The following is a 21,843-nucleotide window of genomic DNA, read 5'->3' on the forward strand; positions in this document are numbered from 1 at the left end:
TAAAGACTATTGATTATGAGAAGACTAACCGTACTGCTGTTCCTTGCTTGTCTATTCTCTTGTCAAAACGATGATAATGAGAAAGAGACACAACCTGAAGAGAAAGAAAGCGTATTCAGGTTTATTGATAAAGCTAATATCACAAATACGGACACTTATGAGAAGGCCGAATTTTGTTTAAGAATATACTATCCGAAGGGGGACTATACCAAATTTATAAATGACTTTATATATGCGGATAATATCCCTGATACTTTGGATTACATAGTGCCGGAACTGTATGAAGGATGTATCTATGAGTATCGTGTCTTTTTGAGTAACAAATCGTGGGATGCACCCAAGAAGTCAAAGGAATATCGATTTGCGGAGGTCAGAGTGGAGCATTCATGTGATTCCGTGCATTTTGAATATCCTAAGGATACGATAAATGCAATTGAGGCATTGGAAATAAGCAGACCATGAAATTTTATGTGTTAACAATAATAAAATGACATATATAGTAACACGTAAGGAATAGAAACCAAGAAGAAAATCCACTGGGATAACCTTTTTTAATGACTTTAAGGCAGAGCTGTCTATCGTCATTGGAGAAATAGCTCTGGCCTTGAAAAACAATCGCTCTTTGACAGAATGGGACATATACGGAAATAAAGATAACCCCTTGACCGTTTGTGTATTTGCATAAATAGCATTACCTTTGCAGATAACAATAGAGAAAGGAGGCAATAATGGCAAGACCGATAAAAGAAACCCCGATACTCTTCGGGGAGGATGCACGGAGATTTGAAGCGCGGATGAAAAATCCACCGAAAGAGACTCCGGAAAAGCTGGAAGAGATAAAACGGGATTATAAGTACATCATGAGCATTTTTAAAGAAGAAACTGATGGCAGAAATAAATAATCCAGAGTTTGGTGTTCGCCGTTTGGATGAACACGAGAGAATAGAATCGTTCGATTGCGGAGACGCGGATTTGAACGATTTTATTATGAATGAATCTTTCATTTATAGAAATGAACTGCTTGCTGTTAGTTATGTAGTGGAAGATGCCTTTGGCAAAGTTTTGGCATATTTCAGTCTGGCAAATGATAAAATTTCTCTTTCGGAATTTGAGAACAAGACGGAATTTAATCGCTTTCGGAAAAAACGCTTTGTTAACGAGAAGCGTCTGAAAAGTTATCCAGCAGTGAAAATCTGCCGCTTTGGGGTAGATGTTTCGACACATAATTTGCACTTGGGCAGCAAATTGCTTAATTTCATTAAAGGCTATTTCGTTATTAACAATAAGACCGGATGTAGGTTCATTACAGTTGATGCCTATATTGATGCAGTACCTTTCTATCTGAAGAATAATTTTTTAGAGTTGACATCAAGTGATGAGGATGCCTCTCATACAAGGTTATTATATTATGATTTGAAAATGATGGTTTAAACGATCACTCAGACATATTTTTATTTCCGTCCCGCTAACCAAAGTCTTTCGTTGGTTAGCGGGACGGTTTCGTTTTGTCCCACTCTGTCTGAAATGGATATAATTTTAATCAATAATAAAAATGCTTATGGCAACAATTAGAAACAAAGAAATCAGTAAAACAGGCGGTGTATGCCTGTCATTCGTAGCTGTACTGGCAATAGCGGCAGCAACTTTATTTACCAGTGGAAAACCGGTTGAGGAGTTATCCGAAAATGCCGCTGTGGGTCGTAAATCGGTGATTACTGCCGCCGGAGCCACATTGCCGTTACCTTTCTACAGCGAGGCGTTCAAGATGTACTGGGAGAAGAACGACATCCCTGTTACTTATGCCGGTATCGGTACGGAACGCGGATTCAGAAGCCTGAAGAATCAACAGATAGACTTTGCAGGTGTGGACGTTCCACCTACCAAAGCGGAACTGGACAGTCTGCCGGTAAAATCTATCCTTGTACCTACGTGCATGGGGGCAGTGACTATCGCCTATAACCTGGAAGGTGTGGATAACCTGCGCCTGACGGGAGAGCTGATAGCAGATATCTATATGGGTAAGATATTGAAATGGAATGATGCAAGGATTGCGGCAGTGAACTCCGGCAAGCAATTGCCCGACAAGGAAATCTATCCCGTTTTCCGTCTGGACGGTAGCGGAACAACTTATATCTTCAGTGACTACCTGACGAAAGTGAGTACGGACTGGAAGGCCAAGATTGGCACGGGAAAAGCCTTGACCTTTCCACGTGGAGTAGCGGCTACGGGAAATACGGGCGTGGCCGGACTGGTAGGTAAAGTTCCGGGTGCTATCGGATACGTGGCTTCGGAATATGCAGCCAGCTTCAATACGCAGAGTGCATGGCTGAAAAACGCTGCCGGAAACTTTGTGCAGCCCACTTCGGAAAGCGTTACCGCTGCCGCAAGCGTGGGGGATGCTACGGGCATGATTACCGATTCAGAGGTTGCCGACGCTTATCCTATCAGTTGCTTCACATGGGTGGTACTTTATAAGGAGCAGAACTATGCTGGGCGTAGTCGCAGTGAAGCAGAAGAAATCGTGAAGCTGCTGGAATGGCTGATCAGCCCGGAAGCTCAGACTATCACTACCCAGGTGCAATGTTCACCGCTGCCGGAAAAGGCTGTGGAATATGCCAAGAACATGTTGAAGGAGGTGACATACGACGGAAAAGCATTGAGAAAGTAATATAAGAATACGTTCGTACTTAACAAGGAGGGACACAGCGTGATAACAAAAACAATGTCCACATCGGAGAAAAGAAAGGGGATGCAGACTGATATGCCGGAACTGCAAGCCATGATATCACAACGAATCCAAGAACAGAACTACCGGGAAGTGCTGAAAGGAGTGACAGCCTTCCCATGGTGTACGGATGATCCGTGCGTCTTTCGGACCGCTGCGGGTAACTTGTGGATAGCGGTAGGGCATGTGAACCGGAAATCGGAAGTACCCAAGTTCAGTTATAAGAACTTCCTCTGCGCCTATCTGCTGGGTAATGCAGAAGATGAGGTGGCTGCTTATCTGGACTTGCAGGCTGCCGCTTGGAAGGGGGTGGAACTGGTGATGTTCTCCTCCCATGCGGATGGTCTGTCCGCTTTGTACGGAGATGGGAGAGCGAATGACCGGGATTTGTTGTACCGTTTCTTTGGACGAAACTACGTTTTTGCTGTCGGCTTCCGGCAAAAGGAAGAGAAGGAGCAGGCATCGGCTGGTGATAAGATATTCATTGCCTCCGTGGATGCGGTTGGATTCGGGGAAATTGATAAGGACGGCAAACTGGCGGTCATCAATAAGATAATGAGCTATGAACAGTTTTTTGATGACGAGGACTTGAAACCGATGTGGGGAGCGCTTGCCGTGAAACTGTTCATCTTGAAATGTAACGGTTATCGGGAATCGGCCAAAGACCGGAAAGCATTGGACATTTTGCTTCATGGCATGATGAAACTGTGCAAATCAATGGAGTTGATTGCCGGATTGGATGACCAGAAACGGAAACATCCGGAAAGTGCCGGGATAAACCCGCAGATGGCTCTGCTGAAGAATGAGGCGATGGTAAAGGTGCATAACGGTATGGATGAAAAGGTAAAAAGCAACTTGCCGCTACTGGAATGGGCCGTCAATCACTTACCGGCTAAGTTGCTTCAGGAGTTTGGTACGTTCGTTGAATCGGTGCCCCAAATAAAGGAGCCTACGGCTTACGATAATCTAATGTCGCTGGAGAGTGTGCTGAAAGAAATGGACCGTCTATTCAAAAAGGCAGCGGAGGAAGAGAATTTGTCTTTAACTAAAAACAGCATGACAGATGGGTAAACAAGAAACGAAACCGGATAAGAAGCCCATGCGGATGGTAACATCCAAGATGAGCATTGAAGAAACTATTGAGGTGCTTCGCGAGGATCTTAAGACTAATGTACGTTCCAAAGCATGGAGAAAGCATATCCTGCTGAATCCGAAGGTGGAGGGAATGGCCAGATTCCCGTCCGGGGTTGATTCTGTTTTAATCAACACTCCTGTAATGGAATGGGGAGTGAGATTCTATGTTCTCAGCAAGCAGGAATGGAAGCAGCAGACTATAGATAGATGCGGCCAGTTCTATTGCCTGGTACCATCGAATGCCGGTTTCCATGTTTATCTCTTTGTCACGATGGATACGGGTGAGAATGCTGTTTTTGTTTTCCCTCCCCATTTTTTTATACGTTACCGTGAACGGTACTGGGGAAAACACAGTACGCTGTCCGGAAAGATTTTGAGAAAGACTTATTTGAAGGATAACCTCGTGATGCGCTACGGCCTGCAACCGGGCAGCGAGGAACGGGTGGCTGGAGCACGGATATACGGCGCATCCTCCCATGGCGTTGCGCTGGGGATTGTGTTAAATGACGAAGCGTATCTCTTCAAGACATTCATCACCTACGCAATGACGAAAGGGGAACAGATACCGCTGTACATGCAAGAGAATTTGAGCATGGAAAGGGCGCAGGTGGAGTATTATAATACCGGCAGGCTGGCTGACTTGGTGGAACTGGAAGAACGCGACAGGAAACGAAGGGAAATGCTGATGGCCGAGGAAAGGCGGCGTGAGGAAGAGGAAAAACGTAGAGCGGCTGAGCCGGGGGAGGCTTACTTCTATGTGGAGGGGCCATTGACTCTTATAATGCCTGACGAAGAAATGCAGGAAGAAAATACCGGATTCTGGCAACGAGGAACTACCATGTTCTGCGACTCCAAACTGATTGAAGAATCGCAACGGGAGATGCGCGAGCTGGCATCGGTTGAAGCCCGGATTCAGGAACTAAAGAATATACCCCAAAAAGCGGAAGAGAAAAAAGGCGTTTTTAAAAGATTGTTTGGCCGTTATTTCTGAACAATCCTTGTTGATTGACAGAGATTGGCCAGTGTAAGTTTAAACTAAAAAAGATTGTGATGACAAGAGAAGAAATAATCTTTTGCCGGAAAGCGCTTGTTGCTTTTCTCTTTATGGTGGCTGCCATGTGTCTGAGTATGCTTACGTCCTGCTCCAATGAGGACGAGATGTTTGACAGGGAGACTACAGAGGTACTGCCTTCGGTGTTTAGTGAGGATAGAACATTGTACACCGATACGGAGTATCTGATTAGTAAGCCTGTGTTTGTGACCAACGGCGCCACGCTGACCATACAACGCGGCGCATTGCTGAAAGCTCTTCCCGCATCGGGTCAAGGGAAAGCGGCGATTGTCATTACAAAGGGGTGTAAGATTGTTGCCAACGGTACGGAGGATGCTCCTATCGTGATGACGGCATTGATCAAAGAACCGGGTAGTTGGGACGGTGTGATTGTGTTGGGGAAGGCTCCTGTCAGTTATGAGTATGAGACTTTATATTGTGGAACTGTTGCTACGGATATTTCTTATGGAGGTTCTGAGGGGAATGATGATTCCGGTTCCCTACAGTTTGTCCGGGTGGAGTACGCCGGTGCCGCCGGCGGGGCAGTGACCTTTGACGGTGTGGGCCGGGGAACTACGATAGACCATTGTCAAAGTTACTGTAGCGGTGGCGACGGGTTTATGTTCAACGGAGGGACGGTGAATGCCCGGTATCTGATTAGTACGGGTGCCAGCCAGAACGGATTGTGCTTCAATGAAGGATATACGGGGAAATTGCAGTATGTGATGGCTACTGCACCTATTCGGAAGAGTGTGTGGAGCGTGGTTAGCTGCAATGGGACGGGGAAATTGGAAGTTCCGTCTTTCTATACACATCCGGTGATTGCGAACCTGTCTACGGCGCATGATAATAAATCTCATGGCCGACGGTATCCGATTGCGGTTTCCGCATATAGCCGGCTGACACTGGTGAACAGCAGTACCCGCGAGGCTGTGGCAGATGATGACATTCCTGTCCAACTGATTGGTGGCCAACCGGGAGCGTTGCCGGGTATCGATTATATCCTGATTAACGCTACGCGTGAAGTGAGTTCCCTGACCCCTGACAGGTTTGTGCTGGATACCTTTTTTGAACGGACGGATTATGAGGGGGCCGTGGCTCCGGATGTGATGAAGGACAGGGATTGGACTAAGGCCGGATGGGTGAGGCAGGGCAAGAAACCATGAATTACAAATTAATAAATTATTTAAACCATAAATGATTCAATACAACGGAATAACCTTGCTGCGGGACGAGGACGGAACCCCGATGCAAGTAAACATCGACCTGCGGGTGCATGGTACAGAACTGGATGCCTTCATGCGTGCCCACGGGCTTACCGCGCAGGAACAGAGCGAGATGCTCCGTTCAGTGACGGGTGAGGACATCTCTCCGACTTATGTGGCGGGTGGAAAGGTGCAACAACATGTGCGCTATCTGCCGGAAATGAAAAGACAAATACAGACAGAAACGGACAGGCTGTTCGTAAGCCCGCGTACAAGGCCTGTGAGTGTGATAAGGAAAGAGTTTCCGGACTTGCTGCTGCACCGCATCGTGCGTGTGCTGACACCCATTCCCCGGACGAAGGCGGCAACGCCGAAAGCCTTCGAGCGGTATTGCGGACGGGACACCTTCTGGGTGCGGTTCAAGATGCAGGGCATGATGAACGTCACCTGGTGCGTATTCTTCACAATCCATGACGAGGGAATCGTACTGGTGAGGCACCTTGCCGGAGCAGGAGAAAACGATGAAGACTTATGAACTGCCGGATAGTCATAGCGGTGTTGTCCGTCTGTATCTTCTTGAGCTTTTTCGTTACCCTTGTATGCATAGGGGCAGTGGACAGGGCAGAAAAGCGTATGAGGACGAGGAATAGAACAAAACGGTTGGGAGAATGGGATTGAAACTTAAAATATTCATAGGTTATGCCATGCTGATACTTCTGTTGGGATTCATTATTTACCTGTTCCGCGGGGAGCGTATGAAACGGGATGAACTGAAGTGGGAAATGAAAGAACTGGGCATAATACGCGACCTTACGCGCAAAACTTACGGTCATCTGCTGGAACTGGCGTCGCAAGGCGAAGTGGTGAGCACCTGGAGCGAAAGCGACTTACGGCTATACCGTGAGAGAAGAGAAAAGACGTGCGGTGTCCTGAAGGAACTGCAGCAGTTTGTACATACGCCGGAACAGCAGGAACGCATAGACTCGCTGTGCCTGCTGCTTGAGCAGAAAGAGATGCTCCTGTCAGCGGCCATGAGCACGTTTGACGAACTGGAAAACATCGGCGAGACGGTGGGCGAAAAAGTGCCGGCTATCGTCAGGCAGGTGCGCAGGCAGCCGACAAGGAATATCCTCGCCCCTGCCGTGAAGGAAGCTTATGCCGGGACAGCAACCACCGGGGAAGAACAGCCGGAGAAGAAGAAAAGTTTTCTGAAGAAAGTTTTCGGCGGAAAAGAGGAAAAAATCCGCTTACCGACAACAACGGGAGCAGCAACGGGCGGCATCGGAAAAAGTGCCGTCGTCCACCACTCGAAACAGCGGGAACAATGCCGCTGTCCATCTTCTCCATGCGTTGAGCCGCGAAGTGACTGAAAAGCAGAAGGGACAGCGGGAAAAGCTGTCGGCCCAGATGGACAGCCTGCACTTGAGTAGCCGGGCGCTGAACAAGAGGCTGAACGGGCTGGTCGGTGATTTTGACAAGGTGGCGGGTGAGCGGTTGGAAACGAGATACAATGCCATTGCGGCAGACCGGGAGAAATCGTACAATACGGCGGCGACGCTTGCCCTTTTCGTATTCCTGCTTGCCATCGTGCTATATACCCTGCTGCACCGCGACGTGAACAGGTGTCTCCGGTACCGCAGGGAACTGGAATCTTCCGACCTGAAAAACAAGGAACTGCTGCAATCCAGAAAAAACATGATGCTGACCATTGCCCATGACCTGCGTGCGCCGCTGACAGCCATCAAAGGGTATGCAGAGCTGTTGCCCGGAGAAGTGGACGAAAAGCGGAAGGATGAGTATGCGGTGCATATCGTCCGCTCGTCCGACTATATGATAGGACTCGTGAACTCCTTGATTGAATTTTATCTGCTGGATGCAGGCAAGGGGAAAATGAACGTGACGGTTTTCCGTCCGCTGTCACTTTTCGATGAGATAGTGAAGCTGCATACACCGTCGGTCAGAAAGGAAGGGCTTACACTCTGTACGGATTTTGAGGGACTTGACACCGTGGTGGAAGGAGACCGCCCGCGTATCATGCAGATAGCCAACAACCTGCTTTCCAACGCCATAAAATTCACCCGGAAGGGGAAAATCAGTCTGCAGGCGGCATACGGGCAGGGAGAGCTGCGCTTCAGCGTGCAGGACACCGGACCGGGCATGACGGAGGATGAACAGAAGAGGATATTTAGGGCCTTCGAGCGTCTGGACAATGCAAGGTACCTGCCCGGCTTCGGCCTTGGGCTAGCCATTGTCTCCCGTCTGACGGAACTGCTGGGCGGGCGCATCACGGTGGAGAGCCCTTACGGGACGGGCAGCCTGTTTAGGGTGGCCCTCCCCCTGTCGGAAGTGGCGAAGCATGGGGAGGATGGAGAAAACGGGTATGCGGAGGACTACGGACTGGAAGGAACATACGTGCTGGTTATAGATGATGACCGGATACAACTGGATATAACCCGCAGGATGCTTGTGCGGAACAAGGTGCGGTGCGAATGCTGCCGGACGGTGCGGGAACTGATGGCGGCACTGAGGGAAAGAACATACGACCTGCTTCTGTCGGACATACAGATGCCGGACATGGACGGTTACAGGATACTTGATCTGCTGCGTTCCTCGAACATGGAGAACGCGCGTACGATACCCGTGCTGGCAGTTACGGCCTGCGCCGACGATGAAGAACATTATATTTCCTTCGGGTTTGCGGGCTGCCTGCGGAAGCCGTTCTCGATGGACGAACTGATAAGCGCCGTAAGCCGTATGGTGGTAAAAACGGGGAAGAAAGAACCCGATTTCTCGTTCATCCTTTCGGGGGGAAAAGGACAAGGGAAGGATGCTGGATATTTTTATACGGGAAACGGAAGAGAGCATCCATACACTGGAAAATGCGCTTTGCGGGCATGACAGGGATACGATACACAAGGTGCTGCACAAGAACCTTCCCTTATGGGAAACGGTGCGGATGAACTTTCCGATGGCCCGCCTGCGCGGTCTGGTGACACACACGGCGGCTGTGTGGGAGGAAAGGCAATATATGGAAGTCGGGGAGATAATCCATGCAGCGGAAAAGCTGGCGGAGTCGGCAAGAAAAATCAGGGAGAGTATAGATGAAGAGCATACTGATTATAGAGGATGACATCGTTTTCAGCCGTACCATAAGCAATTGGCTGGTGAAACAGGGCATGAAGACACAGTGCGTGGCGACCATAGCGGAGGCGCGCAGGGCGATTGCGGGGAAGCCGTTCAGTCTGATACTGGCCGACATGCGTCTGCCGGATGACAACAGCCTGTCCCTACTGGAATGGATGAGGGAAAGGCGGTGCACGGTCCCGGTCATCATCATGACCAACTACGGGGAAGTGGAGAATGCGGTGACAGCTATTAAGCTGGGTGCCACGGACTATCTGCGCAAACCCGTGCAGCCTGACATCCTGCTAGAGCTTATCGTCGGAATAAAGGAGGGAGACAGCGGCAAGCCGTCCTTCTACCGTGGCGAAAGCGCGAAGGCTCAGGAGATGTACAGGCAGATAGAACTGATAGCGTGCGCCGACATTTCGGTATTGCTGCGGGGGGCGTCGGGCACGGGGAAGGAACATGTGGCGCACGAGATACATGAACGAAGCCACAGATGGAACAAGCCGTATGTTCCCGTTGATTGCGGGACGGTTCCGGAAGAGCTGGCGGCATCGGAGTTCTTCGGACATCTGAAGGGGGCGTTTACGGGTGCGGAGAGCGACAAGGCGGGACTGTTCCGGACGGCTGACGGGGGTACGCTGTTTCTGGACGAAATAGGAAACCTCTCGTACCGGACACAAGTGATGCTGCTGAGGGCGTTGCAAGAAAAACGGTATAGGCCGCTGGGGGACACGAGGGAGTACCCGTTTGACATACGGCTGGTGGCCGCCACGAATGAGAATCTTGAGAAGGCCATTGCAGAGGGACGTTTCAGGGAGGATTTATTTCACCGGCTGAATGAATTTACCATACGCCTGCCGTTGTTGGCGGAATGCAGGGAGGACATACTGCCGCTTGCGGACTTCTTTCTTGAAGAGGCCAATGCCGAGCTGGGCAAAAGGACAGGTGGTTTCGACAGGGAGGCCCGGAGCAGGCTGGCTGCCTATCAGTGGCCGGGGAATATGAGGGAGATGAAGAATACGGTAAGGGGTGCCGTACTGCTTACGCCCGACGGAGAACGGATAGCCGCTGGAAGTCTGGCTTTTTCCGTTCGGGAAGCGGACGGGGCGGATGCGTCAGAGACGCTTGCGCTGAATGATGCGCAAAAAGAGAAGGAATGCATCATGCGGGCATTGGAAGAGACCGGAGGCAACCGTAAGGAGGCGGCAAGGCTGCTGGGAATATCAAGGAGCACACTTTATGAGAAATTACGGAAGTACGGCTTTCAATAACCGCGTGTCCGGCTTCCGTACACGTGTCCGGCTTTTACACGACACATTGATATATACATGTTCTTTTGGAAAATTTACAAGTGGTTGTAATACAGTAGATTGTCTTTGATACTACCAACTAAATTCGTACGATGGTATCTTTCTTGCCCTTCTATGGCATGTAAATGAAACAAATACAATTATTGCCATGAAAATCTTGAAAGATACTGTCTTGTTCGGATTGTTCGCCTCTTATGCGGACGGAGTCCGCAACGGTGTGGAGAAGCTGTCTGCCGCCTATGATGATTTTGCCACGTTGCTGGCTACGCTCCCGACAGACGGGACAAACATCTGTGCACAGCTGCGCAGGCTGTTCTACACGAAAATAGAGTTGAGGGGGATTCAGGAGACTGTTTCCACAAATGGCATGGAAAGGCACGTTCTGTTCGATGTTTACATCGGCAAGGCACTTGCGTTGCTGGATGCGGAGGAACAGATGATGAAAGAGGTACTCCGGCATGGTGGAACGGAGGCAATGGGATTGAAGGAAGAGGCGGTATGCAGGAACGGGAAGAAGGGTTCTGTAACGCTGACGTGGAACGGCACGGACAGCGACTTGATAGAACTGGTGGCGGCGTTGATGGCTGCCGGAGTGATAGGAACAGCGGAAGGTAGGGAGCTGAAAGTGGTGGATGTGATACGGGTGTTCGAGGAAGTTTTTCACTTGAAAATCAATGCCCTATATACCAAGCGTGGAAAGGTGTTTGACCGTTGTACGGACACCACTCCGTTCATCGACTCCCTGCGCAGGAGCTACAACCGGATGCTTGACGCACGGCTGGCGTAAAGGTTGCACGCCAACAGCCGCCAACGGACGACTTGTATGTGTTCGGTATTGCGGATTGGCAGGCGAATGGCTTTTTTTGCCGTCGGTTATTCACATCTAAAAAAACAAGGTTATGTCAATCTTGAATGATATTTGGAACCGTATCGTCCGGAGAACGGACCGGCAGAAAGTGACAGCAACGGAAGCTGCCGGAACAGAAAAACGGGTGTATGCCGTGGCCACCGAAGAGGGGGTGATGCTGTTCTCGGACACTCCGAAAGGAATGAAGGCACGTAACAGTTATCTGCAACATCTGGCCGACGGCTTCTTCAACGTGGCCAAAGTATCTGAAACTCTGCGGATATACGAGATAGACCTGCCTACCAAACGGGTAGCGGAACTGGCAGACAACTGTATCGAAAAGTTGTCCAAAGCGGATTTGCGGAGTACGGACGCACAATTGCGCAGGTCGGTGGTGAGCTTCACTCCCGACAAGTTTGCGGACAGGAGTGTATTGGACGGTGGTGTGTGCTGGGCAAAGTTTGACCTGCGGCCCGATTTCCATAATTTTGACCGGCTGACAAGGGAGTTTGGGCTGGGCATCTCGCCGCGGAACTATGATGTGGCGGCATTGCTGTACATTTCGGAAAACGGGTACGCCGGGATTGTTGCGGCAGACAAGGTACATCCTTTCAGCTATGAGTATGAGTTCAGGGAACTGGCGGAGAAACTGGAAGACAGCATGAAGGCACGGATGAACGCGCCTCTGTCGGCACACGACTTCGGCTATGCGGCCTTGCAGAAAGAGGCAAGGGAGATGGCGGCGGACTTGTTGCAATCGGAGTTCCATGCCAAGGATGGGGAGTTCAGGCTGGGCGCACGGATAAGCTGGATTGAAAGGATGGAAACGTTACATCCGATGTCGCGTCCACATTCGGAAGAGGTGAAGACCGGCAAGTTACCGGAGACATACCGCAGGCAGGAAACACCGAGACAAAAGCCTTCTGACAGACAACGGCAGGCGAGGCACGTCGCCCCCATTGCTCCGCAAAAGAAAGAGAAGAAACAATTAATCCTATAGAATTTATGGAAAAAAAGAAAATGCAGGCGGTGGAAAGCGGTAGCCTGTACATGACACTGGACGCTTTTTTACAAACCCGTGTATCTGAGTATACGCGGGCAGGGGGAAGATGGATTCTCTCGTTACATCGGCAACAACGTGAGGTTTCATACGGCGGGACGGAGATTTGTTCCCGACCACTGAATGTTCCGTTTCGATTTTAGGGACAAAGGCATGATTCCTCCCATACTCGGTACGGACAATGCGGATTATCTGGAACGGCTCTGTCCGGTGCTGGAACGGGAAAGGATACATCCGTCGGGGGTGGTGAGGCTCCGGGATGCGGCATTCTGCGAGGAAAGGGGGATTGCGCATCTGTCATCATCGGCAGAACATATGACCTTGCTGGAAAACGAGGATTACAGGCGTCTGGGACACCGTTTCGGAATGGACGGGGATGTGATACGCAACGGGCTGGCGGCTTTCCCCACCTGCATGGTGGTGGAATACGAGGGGAAGGTATTGCTGTTTGACAAGACAGACAGTGGGGACAGGATGCTGGATGCGTTTCTGAGCAGGCTGGCCGAACGTTTTTTTGACGGCAAGCGGAAATCCGGGAGTCTGAGATTTTATGAAGTGGCTCCGCTGGATGCTGCATACCGGGCTAAAATCGGTGACGGACAGACGGTTTCTTCGGATATGGTGAGATACGGGATTTGTGTGGCATGTTGCGACATGGCACCTACGCTGAGGAACTTCAACAAGCTGAGAAATCTGCAACGGCAGCCTATACCGCTGACCGGAGAGCAGGAGCAGATAGTCTCGTCACTGGTGGTACAACCGGATAACGTGCGATTCCCGAACGTGGAAATGAGGGTGCGGATTCCGGTAAAGAGAAAAGGACAAGGAATGAACATTTAAATTTTTGGCGGATGGAAAAAGAGAATACGAACGGCGGCAGTGTGTATGTCACAGTGGACGGACATTTCAAACCAGTGCATGTCAGCATGAAAGGTACAGGCGAGAAAGGTTTTCTGGAGTTTATGCTGGAAGATGTGGAAAAGGCACTGAAGGAAACGGAAATGCCTGTTATAGGCATGATGTACTATAACGTGCCTGATATGGGGATTGTACCGCATTTGTGGGAAGGGAACAATGATGATTATCTGCAAAGGTTGGAAAAGGCGATGGACGGACATGGAATCAAACTGCATAGATACCTGCGTCTGTCAGAGGTGGTGTATTGCCTGTGAAAAGACATGGATCCGCTGTCAAGGGACGAGAATTATATCCAGCGGCTTACACCGGAGATGTGGCGGGAGATAAAGGCTGCGTCGCCCGAAGTGACAGCGGAGATGCTGGATGATTTGAAGCATGGAAACACGTATTATACGGGCGTTGAGACGGACAAAGGGGTGCTGATATTCAGCAGGGACATAATCGGAGAGGGCCAATTTAGTGATTACATGTATAAATACATAGAGAATGATTTCTTTGCCTCGGAGTTTGTGTTGAAATCCCTGGCTGTCCATGAATTGAGGGGATGGCCCTCGCTGATGGAAGGGAAACTGAACCGTTGTCATAACCGTTTCGGCTGGTGGGGAGACGGGGAAACGATAAGGCGGGCATTCTAGGACAGGTCGGTACTGAAAAACGTAACAGACAGTGAGACTTATGACTTTACCCCCCCCACACACATGGGAGAACTATTACAGGTTGACTGATGCAGGCAAGGGGTTAGGACTGACGCGGAGCCAACATAATTATGACCGGATGACACTGCTATATATCATGGACAAAGGTTATCCGAGAGACGGGCTGACAGATGAATATCCGGACGAGTTCAGTTTCCATGAAAAATTTGAAAAGATAGAAAACAAGTTGCTGGGCCGGAACAGATGGGATGTGTATGATGAGCTGCAGGAGAAGGCGAAGAAACTGGAGGGAAGCTGTTGAAGGAGCATTTTCCGAAGACACGGCAAAAAGCGGACGTAAAGGAAAAGGCGGTTGTGCAGAAAAGCAAAGGTATAAAGATGTAGGATAACGGAAAACTGGTGAGGGGTGGAATGCTCGTTACTGCATGGATGCAGGTAACAGGCATTTCCTTTTATGATTGAGATTATTAAAGTTTTGGTTTGAGCAAATATGGGTAAAGGAATAGTAGTATGGAAATATTTCAGGTCACTTCTTAATATCTTGTATTTTGAGGAGTGACAATGTGCGCCAACAGGTGACTTTGATTTAGGAAGTTTTGTCGGATGTTGAAATGTGCTTTTATTTGCTTTGTAAATAGTAAAATCATAAATCAAATTTGTTATGGAATTAATTGTTATAGAAAAAAGTGCGTATTTACGGTTAAAACAGCAAGTTAAGGATTTATCTGTACAAGTTGAAGCCGTTAAAAAGAAGTTTGGAACAGTTAAAAGGGAGAAATGACTGGATACCCAGGGAAGTTTGTCTGGCTCTGAACATCTCTAAACGAAGTTTACAAAGTTATAGGGATTATGGGATCATTCCATGTTCTTTCATTGGTGGAAAATATATGTACAAGGAAAGTGATTTGGTCAGAATATTAATTCAAAAAGATAAATAGAGTATGGATGGGGTAATTACAAAACAATCAGAAGAATATATTATGATAATGGGGATGCTTAGAAAATGCTCAAAGGAAATTCTTGAATTTCAGAATTTGCAGGTTCCTGTAGCTAATGAGGTTTATATGACTGGTGAGCAGGTATGTAGTATGTTACATATATCAAGCAGGACTTTGCAAAAGTTGCGGGATGAAAAGGGGATAGCTTATACTGTTATAGGTGGCAAGTTCCTTTATCCTCTTTCCAAATTGCAATCAGTATTGGAAAAAAATTATAGAAGTTATCTTCGTTAAATCAAGTGATGAATTTGTATTTATATTTATATTGCTTTTTCGTATATTTGCAAAAGTAAGTAAAAGTATAACAGGAAGAAAGTTGCAGCATATATGCGGTGTCATAGGAGTTGAGGCTTCAAGTAAGATTCAGATAATGAGTAAGGAACTTTAGAGTTAAGGATGTGTAAATTAAACTGTGTCATGCTCTATTCTCATTCAATCTCATCGGTCTAGGAACGGCCCGGCGCCAATGGGCGGGACTAACCGTCCCGACGAGCGTAAAATTACAAGAATTTAAACTTATCTCCAAATTTTATCGCCAGTTGTTGAGTAATGGCTTCCCAGTTAGCCAGTGGCATAGTCCATTTCTTACGTATGTTGCGATAAGCGAGGTAAACCAGTTTTTCAAGGGTGGTGTCGTTAGGGAACACACCCTTGTTTTTTGTCACTTTCCGTATCTGACGATGATAGCCTTCAATTGTATTTGTGGTATAAATCATACGGCGTATATCTGATGTGAACTGGAAGTATTCAGTAAGTTTTTCCCAGTTGTCCTGCCATGACTTGATGACGATAGGATATTTTTCTTCCCATTTCTCATTCAGATTAAAAAAACTCTGTTTCAGTAGCTTATTTATGTACTGCACCATAAACCCGTTTCAAGTTTTTGAGGAATTCCTTCTGATGCTTACTACCGACATATTTAATGGAGTTCCGTATCTGGTAGACGATACAAAGTTGTAATATTGTGTTCGGAAAAACACTTTGGGTGGCATCCAGCCTTTCAGGCCATCAACGTACGCAATAAGGATATCATGAACTCCACGGTTCTGCAAATCCGTCAGTACGTTTAACCAGAAATTTGCTCCCTCATTTTTAGAGATATACATTCCAAGCAAATCCTTGTGGCCTTCCTTGTCTATGCCTAAGACGTTGTAGATTGCGCGGGTAACGGCACACCCTCTCTCGTCAGTGACTTTATAATGGATAGCGTTTATCCAGACTATCGAATAAACATCATCAAGGATACGGGAACGCCAAACCTTTATTTCAGGAAGAACACGATCGGTTATTGAACTAATCGTTTCGTCAGAAACACGGTTGCCGAGATTTTCCTTTAGCCAGTCACTGATCTCACGTGTGCTGTTACCAAGGGAATAAAGTCCGATCATACGGTCTGCTACCCCCTCCGCCAAGATGGCCTCACGCTTCTTTATATACTAAGGCTCAAAACCTGAATTACGGTCACGAGGGGTAGACACAGTGATCTCACCTAATGGAGTCTGGACTTGCTTCTGCATTTTACTATTACGACGATTACCCAACTGACGTTTTTCTTCTGTAAGATGCGCATCCATTTCACCTTCCAATGCTGCATTCAATATACTTTCCAATAAGGGGACAAAAGCACCATCCTTACCAACAAAGGCTTATCGGTTTTCAGCTGTTCAATAGCTTTGTTCTTAATATTTTCAAAATCAAATTCTGCTTTCATAAAAAAACAGTGTTAGCAAAGTTAATTCCTTGATGACACAGTTTAATTTACATTCTCTAAAGTTAATTGTTCCCTGTCTTTCCAGCTTTCAGTAGTTTTGTACACATCTTTTTGATATTAAAAGTTATAGCAAAGAATGCAAAGTCCATTGTAACCTTTTCTTCTCCCACATGCCGGACCTTCTGTATGCCATGTTGTGTTTCATTTGTCCAAAAACTGCTTCCGGTTCTATACATCGCCTTCCCCTATGCCTGATGCCTTCTTCCGAGCCGTAACCGGAGTCTGCCACTCCGACAGTTGGTAAGTGGTTATAGCGTTGCTCAAAGGAGTGGAAGAAAGGTATGAGGGTCAGTGTATCGGTTGGGTTGGGAAACAGCCGGAAGTCTATGAGGAATTGGTTCTCGGTACCTATTTGCAGATTATATCCGGGCTTGGTCTGTCCGTTTTTCATGGTGTCTTCTTTCATGTGCATGAAGGTGGCATCAGGATCGGTCTTGGAATAGGAGTTGCGTTCTCCAAGAGTATCAAGATGGTTGTCGTATTCCATCAACTTGTCACGGTACTCCTCAAGTTCCGGACCTGTTTCTTCTTTTCTCGTATGACTTTCTTTTGTTCCTTGTCCTAGTGTTCCAGCGCCTCTTTAAGTTCATTCACTATATCTGAGAGCATGGCAGGAGTGAACTCTACGGATGTGCCTTTGGAGGAGTTCTCTTGGGCTATGGCTTCATCTGCCTGCTCCAGGAGAATGCGGATCTTATCCATCAGCTTTGTACGGTTCTTTTCGACTGTCTTGCGCCAGACAAAAGTATATTTGTTGGCCCTGAACTCAATCTTGCTACCGTAGATATGCTCTACGTCAAGGCTGATAAAACCTTTGTCGGCAAGGACAAGGACCAACTGCGTAAATACGGTATTTATTTCTTCTTTTGCACGGTTTCGAAAACGGTTGATGGTAGTAAAATCCGGATGTTCATTAGCGGAAAGCCAGATATAATGGATGTCACATAGGAGAAGCTTCTCTATTTTGCGGCACGAATAGATATTGTTCATGTAGAAGTAAATAATCACCTTAAGCATCATTTTAGGATGATAAGGACAACGACCGGTTGCTTTATAAAGCTTCTTGAAATTGTCAAGATTGAGATTATCAACAACAGTATTAACTATGCGAACCGGATCGTTCGATGCTATGTTTTCATCAATTCTTTGTGGAAAAAGAACGGTCTGGTTGGGGAATGTAAGGACGAAAATGTAACTTTGCCATAACAAAAAACTTTATGTCTAAAGATATAGAAACTTTGGATAATAACAAAGCCCGGGCTTGCGAAGTCTGGGCTTTGCGCATAAAAAAGGGTGTGCCAACGTTGAAGTGCACCTCAAAAGTTAGATAAAAAACTTTTGGGGTCATTTCACATTTGACACAATCTCTTTCTTTTCAACTTTCTTATACTTTTATGACCAAAGAGAAAGAAAAAGATTATGTGCGTTTGAATATGTTAAAATATGACCCGATTTGTCACGTTTAGGTGGTATTTCTTTTTTGTCGAACTAGGAATTTTGTTTTTGCGACCTACAGATTTTCCATTTCCTGTTTTCAGACTGCAAATTTACGAACAATCCATATTTTTATTTCTATATATGTAATAATAACAAATTAAAGAATTTAATAATTCCTTAATATTCCCGAAAGAAATGTGAAATAAAATATATGGAATTTTGCAGCGAGAAAAAATAGTAAGTATGCTTAAACGAATAATTATTGCATTGACCATTGCTTGTTTCGCACTGGCAGAAACGAAAGCTACTCCCAAATATATCTTCTTATTTATAGGAGACAGTATGGGGCTTGGCCATATTATGGCAACGGAAGAATATCTTAGAACCAATGAATTTGAACTTCTCCTTATGTTTGGATTTCCTAATGTCGGAATAATGGCCACATTCTCCGCTTCATCTCCTATAACAGATTCAGCAGCAGCTGGAACAGCTTTGGCATGTGGGCATAAGGCCAATAGATGAGTTTGGAAATATATACAAGAAAAAATGTATAGAACACAAAAATAATGAAATCAATCAATAACTAATCATTATCTTATGAGTGCATTAACAAGAAAATTAATTTTGCTGCTCGTGGTTTGCATAACTGCAATCGGAGCAGCAGCACAGACAAGAACGCTTAGCGGTGAAGTTGTCGAAAAAAGCGGAGACCCGTTAGTGGGTGTCAGTGTATTCAATCGAGAATACAAGATAGGGACAACGACTGACATAGATGGCAAGTTTGAAATCACACTTCCCTCCGGCGTAAAAAAACTGACTTTCTCCTATATAGGCTTTCAACCTTTGGAAATAGATTTGAAGCCTGACGAGAATAAAATAACCGTTACAATGACTGAAGACGCTCAAGCTCTTGATGAGGTCGTAGTGGTGGGCTATGGTACACAAAAAAAGGTTAATCTCACAGGAGCGGTCTCGGTAATTACAGATAAGGAGCTTTCCGATCGTCCGTCCCAGTCACTTACCTCAATGCTTCAAGGTACGACTCCTGGACTTAACATCACGACGGGTTCCGGTCTTCCGAACAAATCTCCATCAATCAATGTACGTGGTACCACTTCAGTAAATGCCACCAATCCTCTCGTCCTGGTAGATGGTGTTGAAAGTGATCTTAGCCAAGTCAACCCAAGCGATGTCAAGAGTATTTCAGTTATCAAAGATGCTTCAGCCGCAGCCATATATGGAGCTCGTGCCGCATTTGGTGTTATTTTGGTCACCACTAAGGCTGGAGAGAGCGATGATGCAACAGGGAAAAGAGCCAGGACTACAGTTCGATACAGTGGCAGATTCGGCTGGGAGGCAAACACCAACAGTACAGATTATGAGGACCGTGGTTATTGGGCTGTCTATACTGCCAACTTATTTGCCAGAGCTAAAGACGGTAAAAATATCATAGACTACACAGATAAGGATATGGCTGAGTTACTGGCACGTGTCAACGACCGTACAGAACACCCGGATCGTCCGTGGATAGTTGAAGATGTACGTAATGGAAAAAAACAGTGGGTATATTATGGAAATTATGACCATTATCACATGAATTTCAGTGATAACCGGCCTAAAATGCAGCATAATATATCACTGTCAGGCGGCATTGGCGATGTAAATTACTTCGTATCCGGAGCGTATGAATACCGTAAAGGCATCTTGAAAGTTAATCCTGATACCTATAACAAATATAATCTTCGGTCTAAAATAGAGTTTCCTGTTACAAAATGGGCGCGATTTTCCAATAACACATCACTTTACTCTACTTCCTATAAATCTCAGGGAAACGGCAGTATAGAAGACACATTCGGATATTCTGCAAATGGTGCATTTGCATGTTATCCCAACAAGAATCCGGATGGAACATGGATATACTCAGTACCTTATCAGAGTACAAAAATGGCAAATGGCCGTCATATTATGATTGGAGAGGGCTCACATCGTAATCTTGAACGCAATATGAGTTTTATAAATACTTCCCGTTTTATAGTAACCCCTATCAAGCAATTAAGTATTACAGGCGATTTTTCATACAAATTTGATCAGGACCGTAATTATTGGCGTTCAAATCATTTGAATTTCAGGATGTATCCTGATTCCGAAATGGACTTTTACGGTATTGGGGCCGGCCAAAACAAACTTACTGAACAGGTTTATACATCGAACTATATATCTGTAAATGCCTATGCAAATTATAATCAAAGCTGGAATGATAAACATAATTTAGCCGCAACATTTGGTTTCAATTATGAACATTGGCATAAAAAAAATCTCAGTGCAGTAGGTTATGAGTTATCATCAGATGACCTCGATGACTTGAATCTCGCAACAACCATGTTTTCAATGGGAGGTGGTCAGAACGAATACAAGCTTGCAGGATGGTTCGGACGTGTCAACTATGATTATGACGGACGTTATTTTGCTGAGATTAGCGGACGTTATGATGGTACTTCCCGTTTTGCTTCCAATAACCGTTGGGGATGCTTCCCTTCCGGTTCCGTAGGCTGGAGAATATCCGAAGAAAAATTCATGGAATGGGCACGCCCGTCACTTAGCAATCTGAAATTCAGGGTTTCATACGGAAGTCTGGGAAACCAGAACGTATCTTCTTTTTATACGTTCCTTCGTATGATTACTCTCAGTGACTTTGACACATTCAACTTTGGTTCTGATACAAAGGCGAAATATTCGTCTATCGGAGCACCCATAGCACAAAACCTTACTTGGGAAACGGCACGTCAGTGGAATATTGGTGCAGATCTAGCGATGTTCAACAATCGTTTGAATTTTACCGGAGACATTTATGTGCGAAATACCGTTAATATGCTTACCGATGGTATTGAGCTTCCCGGAGTATATGGTGCCACTCCTCCGCAGATGAACACGGCGGACTTGCGGACAAAAGGATATGAACTTTCTGCCACATGGCATGATAATTTGAAGATATTCGGTCACAACCTTTCTTATTCTGTTTCTGCCAATCTCAGTAATTATGATGCACGGATAACACGTTATGATAATCCTGAGAAAGTATTTGCAAAGAGCTACTATCCGGGCATGAAACTTGGTGAAATATGGGGTTATCATGTAGATGGTCTGTTTGCTTCTGATGAAGAGGCAGCCCAATATTCATCCCGGGTAGATCTTGGAGTTGTTGCCAAGAATCTTCCTCAAGGAACATGGAGGGCAGGTGATCTTAAATTTGCTGATCTTGATGGGGATGGTAAGATATCTGTAGGTGAGGACTCTGCTTTGAATCCGGGTGATATGAAAATCATCGGAAACGAACTTCCTACCCTCCAGTATGGATTCTCTGGCTCCCTAAACTATATGGGATTTGATATTTATGCCTTCTTCCAAGGAACCGGCAACCACTATTGGTATCCAAATGGCTATAATTACCAATTTTGGGGTTCATTTTCGGATCCTGTGGCAGGATATATACCACGTAACTTTATCGACCAATGTTGGTCGAAGGACAACCCGGGTGCATATTTCCCCCCGCCCTCTCGGACAGTCAGCAAAAAATGGTCAGTTAAGCTTTGTAAATGACAGGT

19 protein-coding genes and 3 pseudogenes are annotated in these 21,843 nt (G+C 46.5%); 19 read left to right on the forward strand and 3 right to left on the reverse strand.

Translation table 11 applies throughout. From position 1 onward, the window contains the following. Positions 1-15: 15 nt before the first annotated feature. From NXV01_RS12895 to NXV01_RS12975, 17 genes and pseudogenes are all read left to right on the forward strand, one after another. Positions 16-462: a hypothetical protein gene (locus tag NXV01_RS12895; RefSeq protein WP_015532670.1), complete on the forward strand. Its 447-nt coding sequence runs from the start codon at positions 16-18 to the stop codon at positions 460-462. Between the two features lie 266 nt (positions 463-728). Beyond that, positions 729-902 (forward strand): hypothetical protein, encoded by a 174-nt coding sequence (locus tag NXV01_RS12900; RefSeq protein WP_009039991.1) that lies wholly within the window; start codon positions 729-731, stop codon positions 900-902. Beyond that, the gene (locus NXV01_RS12905; RefSeq protein WP_011107054.1) at positions 886-1,431 is read left to right on the forward strand and encodes a hypothetical protein; all 546 of its coding nucleotides are present in this window, start codon (positions 886-888) and stop codon (positions 1,429-1,431) included. The genes NXV01_RS12900 and NXV01_RS12905 overlap by 17 nt, the downstream gene beginning before the upstream one ends. A 127-nt stretch (positions 1,432-1,558) precedes the next feature. After that, positions 1,559-2,668 carry a phosphate ABC transporter substrate-binding protein PstS gene (gene pstS / locus NXV01_RS12910; protein WP_009039989.1) on the forward strand — a complete coding sequence of 370 codons (1,110 nt, stop codon included), beginning with the start codon at positions 1,559-1,561 and terminating at the stop codon, positions 2,666-2,668. 39 nt (positions 2,669-2,707) lie between these two features. Continuing rightward, positions 2,708-3,796, forward strand: a complete 1,089-nt coding sequence (locus NXV01_RS12915; RefSeq protein ID WP_225700216.1) for a hypothetical protein — start codon at positions 2,708-2,710, stop codon at positions 3,794-3,796. Continuing rightward, complete coding sequence (locus tag NXV01_RS12920) at positions 3,789-4,850, forward strand: hypothetical protein (RefSeq protein WP_009039987.1); 1,062 nt, start codon at positions 3,789-3,791, stop codon at positions 4,848-4,850. Before NXV01_RS12915 ends, NXV01_RS12920 begins: the two co-directional genes overlap by 8 nt. Positions 4,851-4,909: 59 nt before the next feature. Then, on the forward strand, positions 4,910-6,076 hold the full coding sequence (locus NXV01_RS12925; protein WP_015532668.1) for a hypothetical protein: 1,167 nt from the start codon (positions 4,910-4,912) through the stop codon (positions 6,074-6,076). Positions 6,077-6,107: 31 nt separating this feature from the next. Further along, complete coding sequence (locus NXV01_RS12930) at positions 6,108-6,650, forward strand: hypothetical protein (RefSeq protein ID WP_009039985.1); 543 nt, start codon at positions 6,108-6,110, stop codon at positions 6,648-6,650. 133 nt (positions 6,651-6,783) lie between these two features. Next, positions 6,784-9,245 (forward strand): annotated as a pseudogene (locus NXV01_RS12935) (hybrid sensor histidine kinase/response regulator). Continuing rightward, positions 9,217-10,515 carry a sigma-54 dependent transcriptional regulator gene (locus NXV01_RS12940; protein ID WP_009039983.1) on the forward strand — a complete coding sequence of 433 codons (1,299 nt, stop codon included), beginning with the start codon at positions 9,217-9,219 and terminating at the stop codon, positions 10,513-10,515. The pseudogene NXV01_RS12935 and the gene NXV01_RS12940 overlap by 29 nt, the downstream one beginning before the upstream one ends. Positions 10,516-10,702: 187 nt before the next feature. Beyond that, the gene (locus NXV01_RS12945; RefSeq protein WP_015532667.1) at positions 10,703-11,341 is read left to right on the forward strand and encodes an RteC domain-containing protein; all 639 of its coding nucleotides are present in this window, start codon (positions 10,703-10,705) and stop codon (positions 11,339-11,341) included. Positions 11,342-11,453: 112 nt separating this feature from the next. Next, on the forward strand, positions 11,454-12,401 hold the full coding sequence (locus NXV01_RS12950; RefSeq protein ID WP_009039981.1) for a DUF6047 family protein: 948 nt from the start codon (positions 11,454-11,456) through the stop codon (positions 12,399-12,401). Between the two features lie 183 nt (positions 12,402-12,584). Beyond that, positions 12,585-13,301 (forward strand): DUF6047 family protein, encoded by a 717-nt coding sequence (locus NXV01_RS12955; protein WP_009039979.1) that lies wholly within the window; start codon positions 12,585-12,587, stop codon positions 13,299-13,301. An 11-nt stretch (positions 13,302-13,312) separates the two neighbouring features. Next, positions 13,313-13,633, forward strand: a complete 321-nt coding sequence (locus tag NXV01_RS12960; RefSeq protein WP_011107060.1) for a hypothetical protein — start codon at positions 13,313-13,315, stop codon at positions 13,631-13,633. A gap of 6 nt (positions 13,634-13,639) precedes the next feature. After that, positions 13,640-14,419 (forward strand): annotated as a pseudogene (locus tag NXV01_RS12965) (DUF6047 family protein). Between the two features lie 401 nt (positions 14,420-14,820). Beyond that, the gene (locus NXV01_RS12970; protein ID WP_259023449.1) at positions 14,821-14,973 is read left to right on the forward strand and encodes a helix-turn-helix domain-containing protein; all 153 of its coding nucleotides are present in this window, start codon (positions 14,821-14,823) and stop codon (positions 14,971-14,973) included. Between the two features lie 3 nt (positions 14,974-14,976). Further along, positions 14,977-15,267 carry a helix-turn-helix domain-containing protein gene (locus NXV01_RS12975; RefSeq protein WP_009039977.1) on the forward strand — a complete coding sequence of 97 codons (291 nt, stop codon included), beginning with the start codon at positions 14,977-14,979 and terminating at the stop codon, positions 15,265-15,267. A 266-nt stretch (positions 15,268-15,533) separates the two neighbouring features. Here NXV01_RS12975 and NXV01_RS12980 read toward each other — a convergent pair. The 3 genes and pseudogenes from NXV01_RS12980 to NXV01_RS26040 all read right to left on the reverse strand — a co-directional run bounded on the left by NXV01_RS12980 (position 15,534) and on the right by NXV01_RS26040 (position 18,013). Further along, positions 15,534-16,744 (reverse strand): annotated as a pseudogene (locus NXV01_RS12980) (IS256 family transposase). Between the two features lie 124 nt (positions 16,745-16,868). Then, entirely contained in the window at positions 16,869-17,291 is a 423-nt protein-coding gene (locus NXV01_RS26035) for a transposase (protein ID WP_011107066.1), read from the reverse strand. Positions 17,292-17,365: 74 nt separating this feature from the next. Continuing rightward, entirely contained in the window at positions 17,366-18,013 is a 648-nt protein-coding gene (locus NXV01_RS26040; protein ID WP_353844626.1) for a transposase, read from the reverse strand. Between the two features lie 471 nt (positions 18,014-18,484). Here NXV01_RS26040 and NXV01_RS12990 point away from each other — a divergent pair, with 471 nt between their 5' ends. Then, positions 18,485-18,763 (forward strand): alkaline phosphatase, encoded by a 279-nt coding sequence (locus tag NXV01_RS12990; protein ID WP_009039976.1) that lies wholly within the window; start codon positions 18,485-18,487, stop codon positions 18,761-18,763. Positions 18,764-18,838: 75 nt separating this feature from the next. Beyond that, positions 18,839-21,838 (forward strand): TonB-dependent receptor, encoded by a 3,000-nt coding sequence (locus NXV01_RS12995; protein ID WP_259022599.1) that lies wholly within the window; start codon positions 18,839-18,841, stop codon positions 21,836-21,838. Positions 21,839-21,843: the final 5 nt, after the last annotated feature.

The sequence above is a fragment of the Bacteroides sp. BFG-606 genome (genome assembly GCF_024788145.1).
In the GTDB taxonomy this organism is placed as follows: domain Bacteria; phylum Bacteroidota; class Bacteroidia; order Bacteroidales; family Bacteroidaceae; genus Bacteroides; species Bacteroides vicugnae.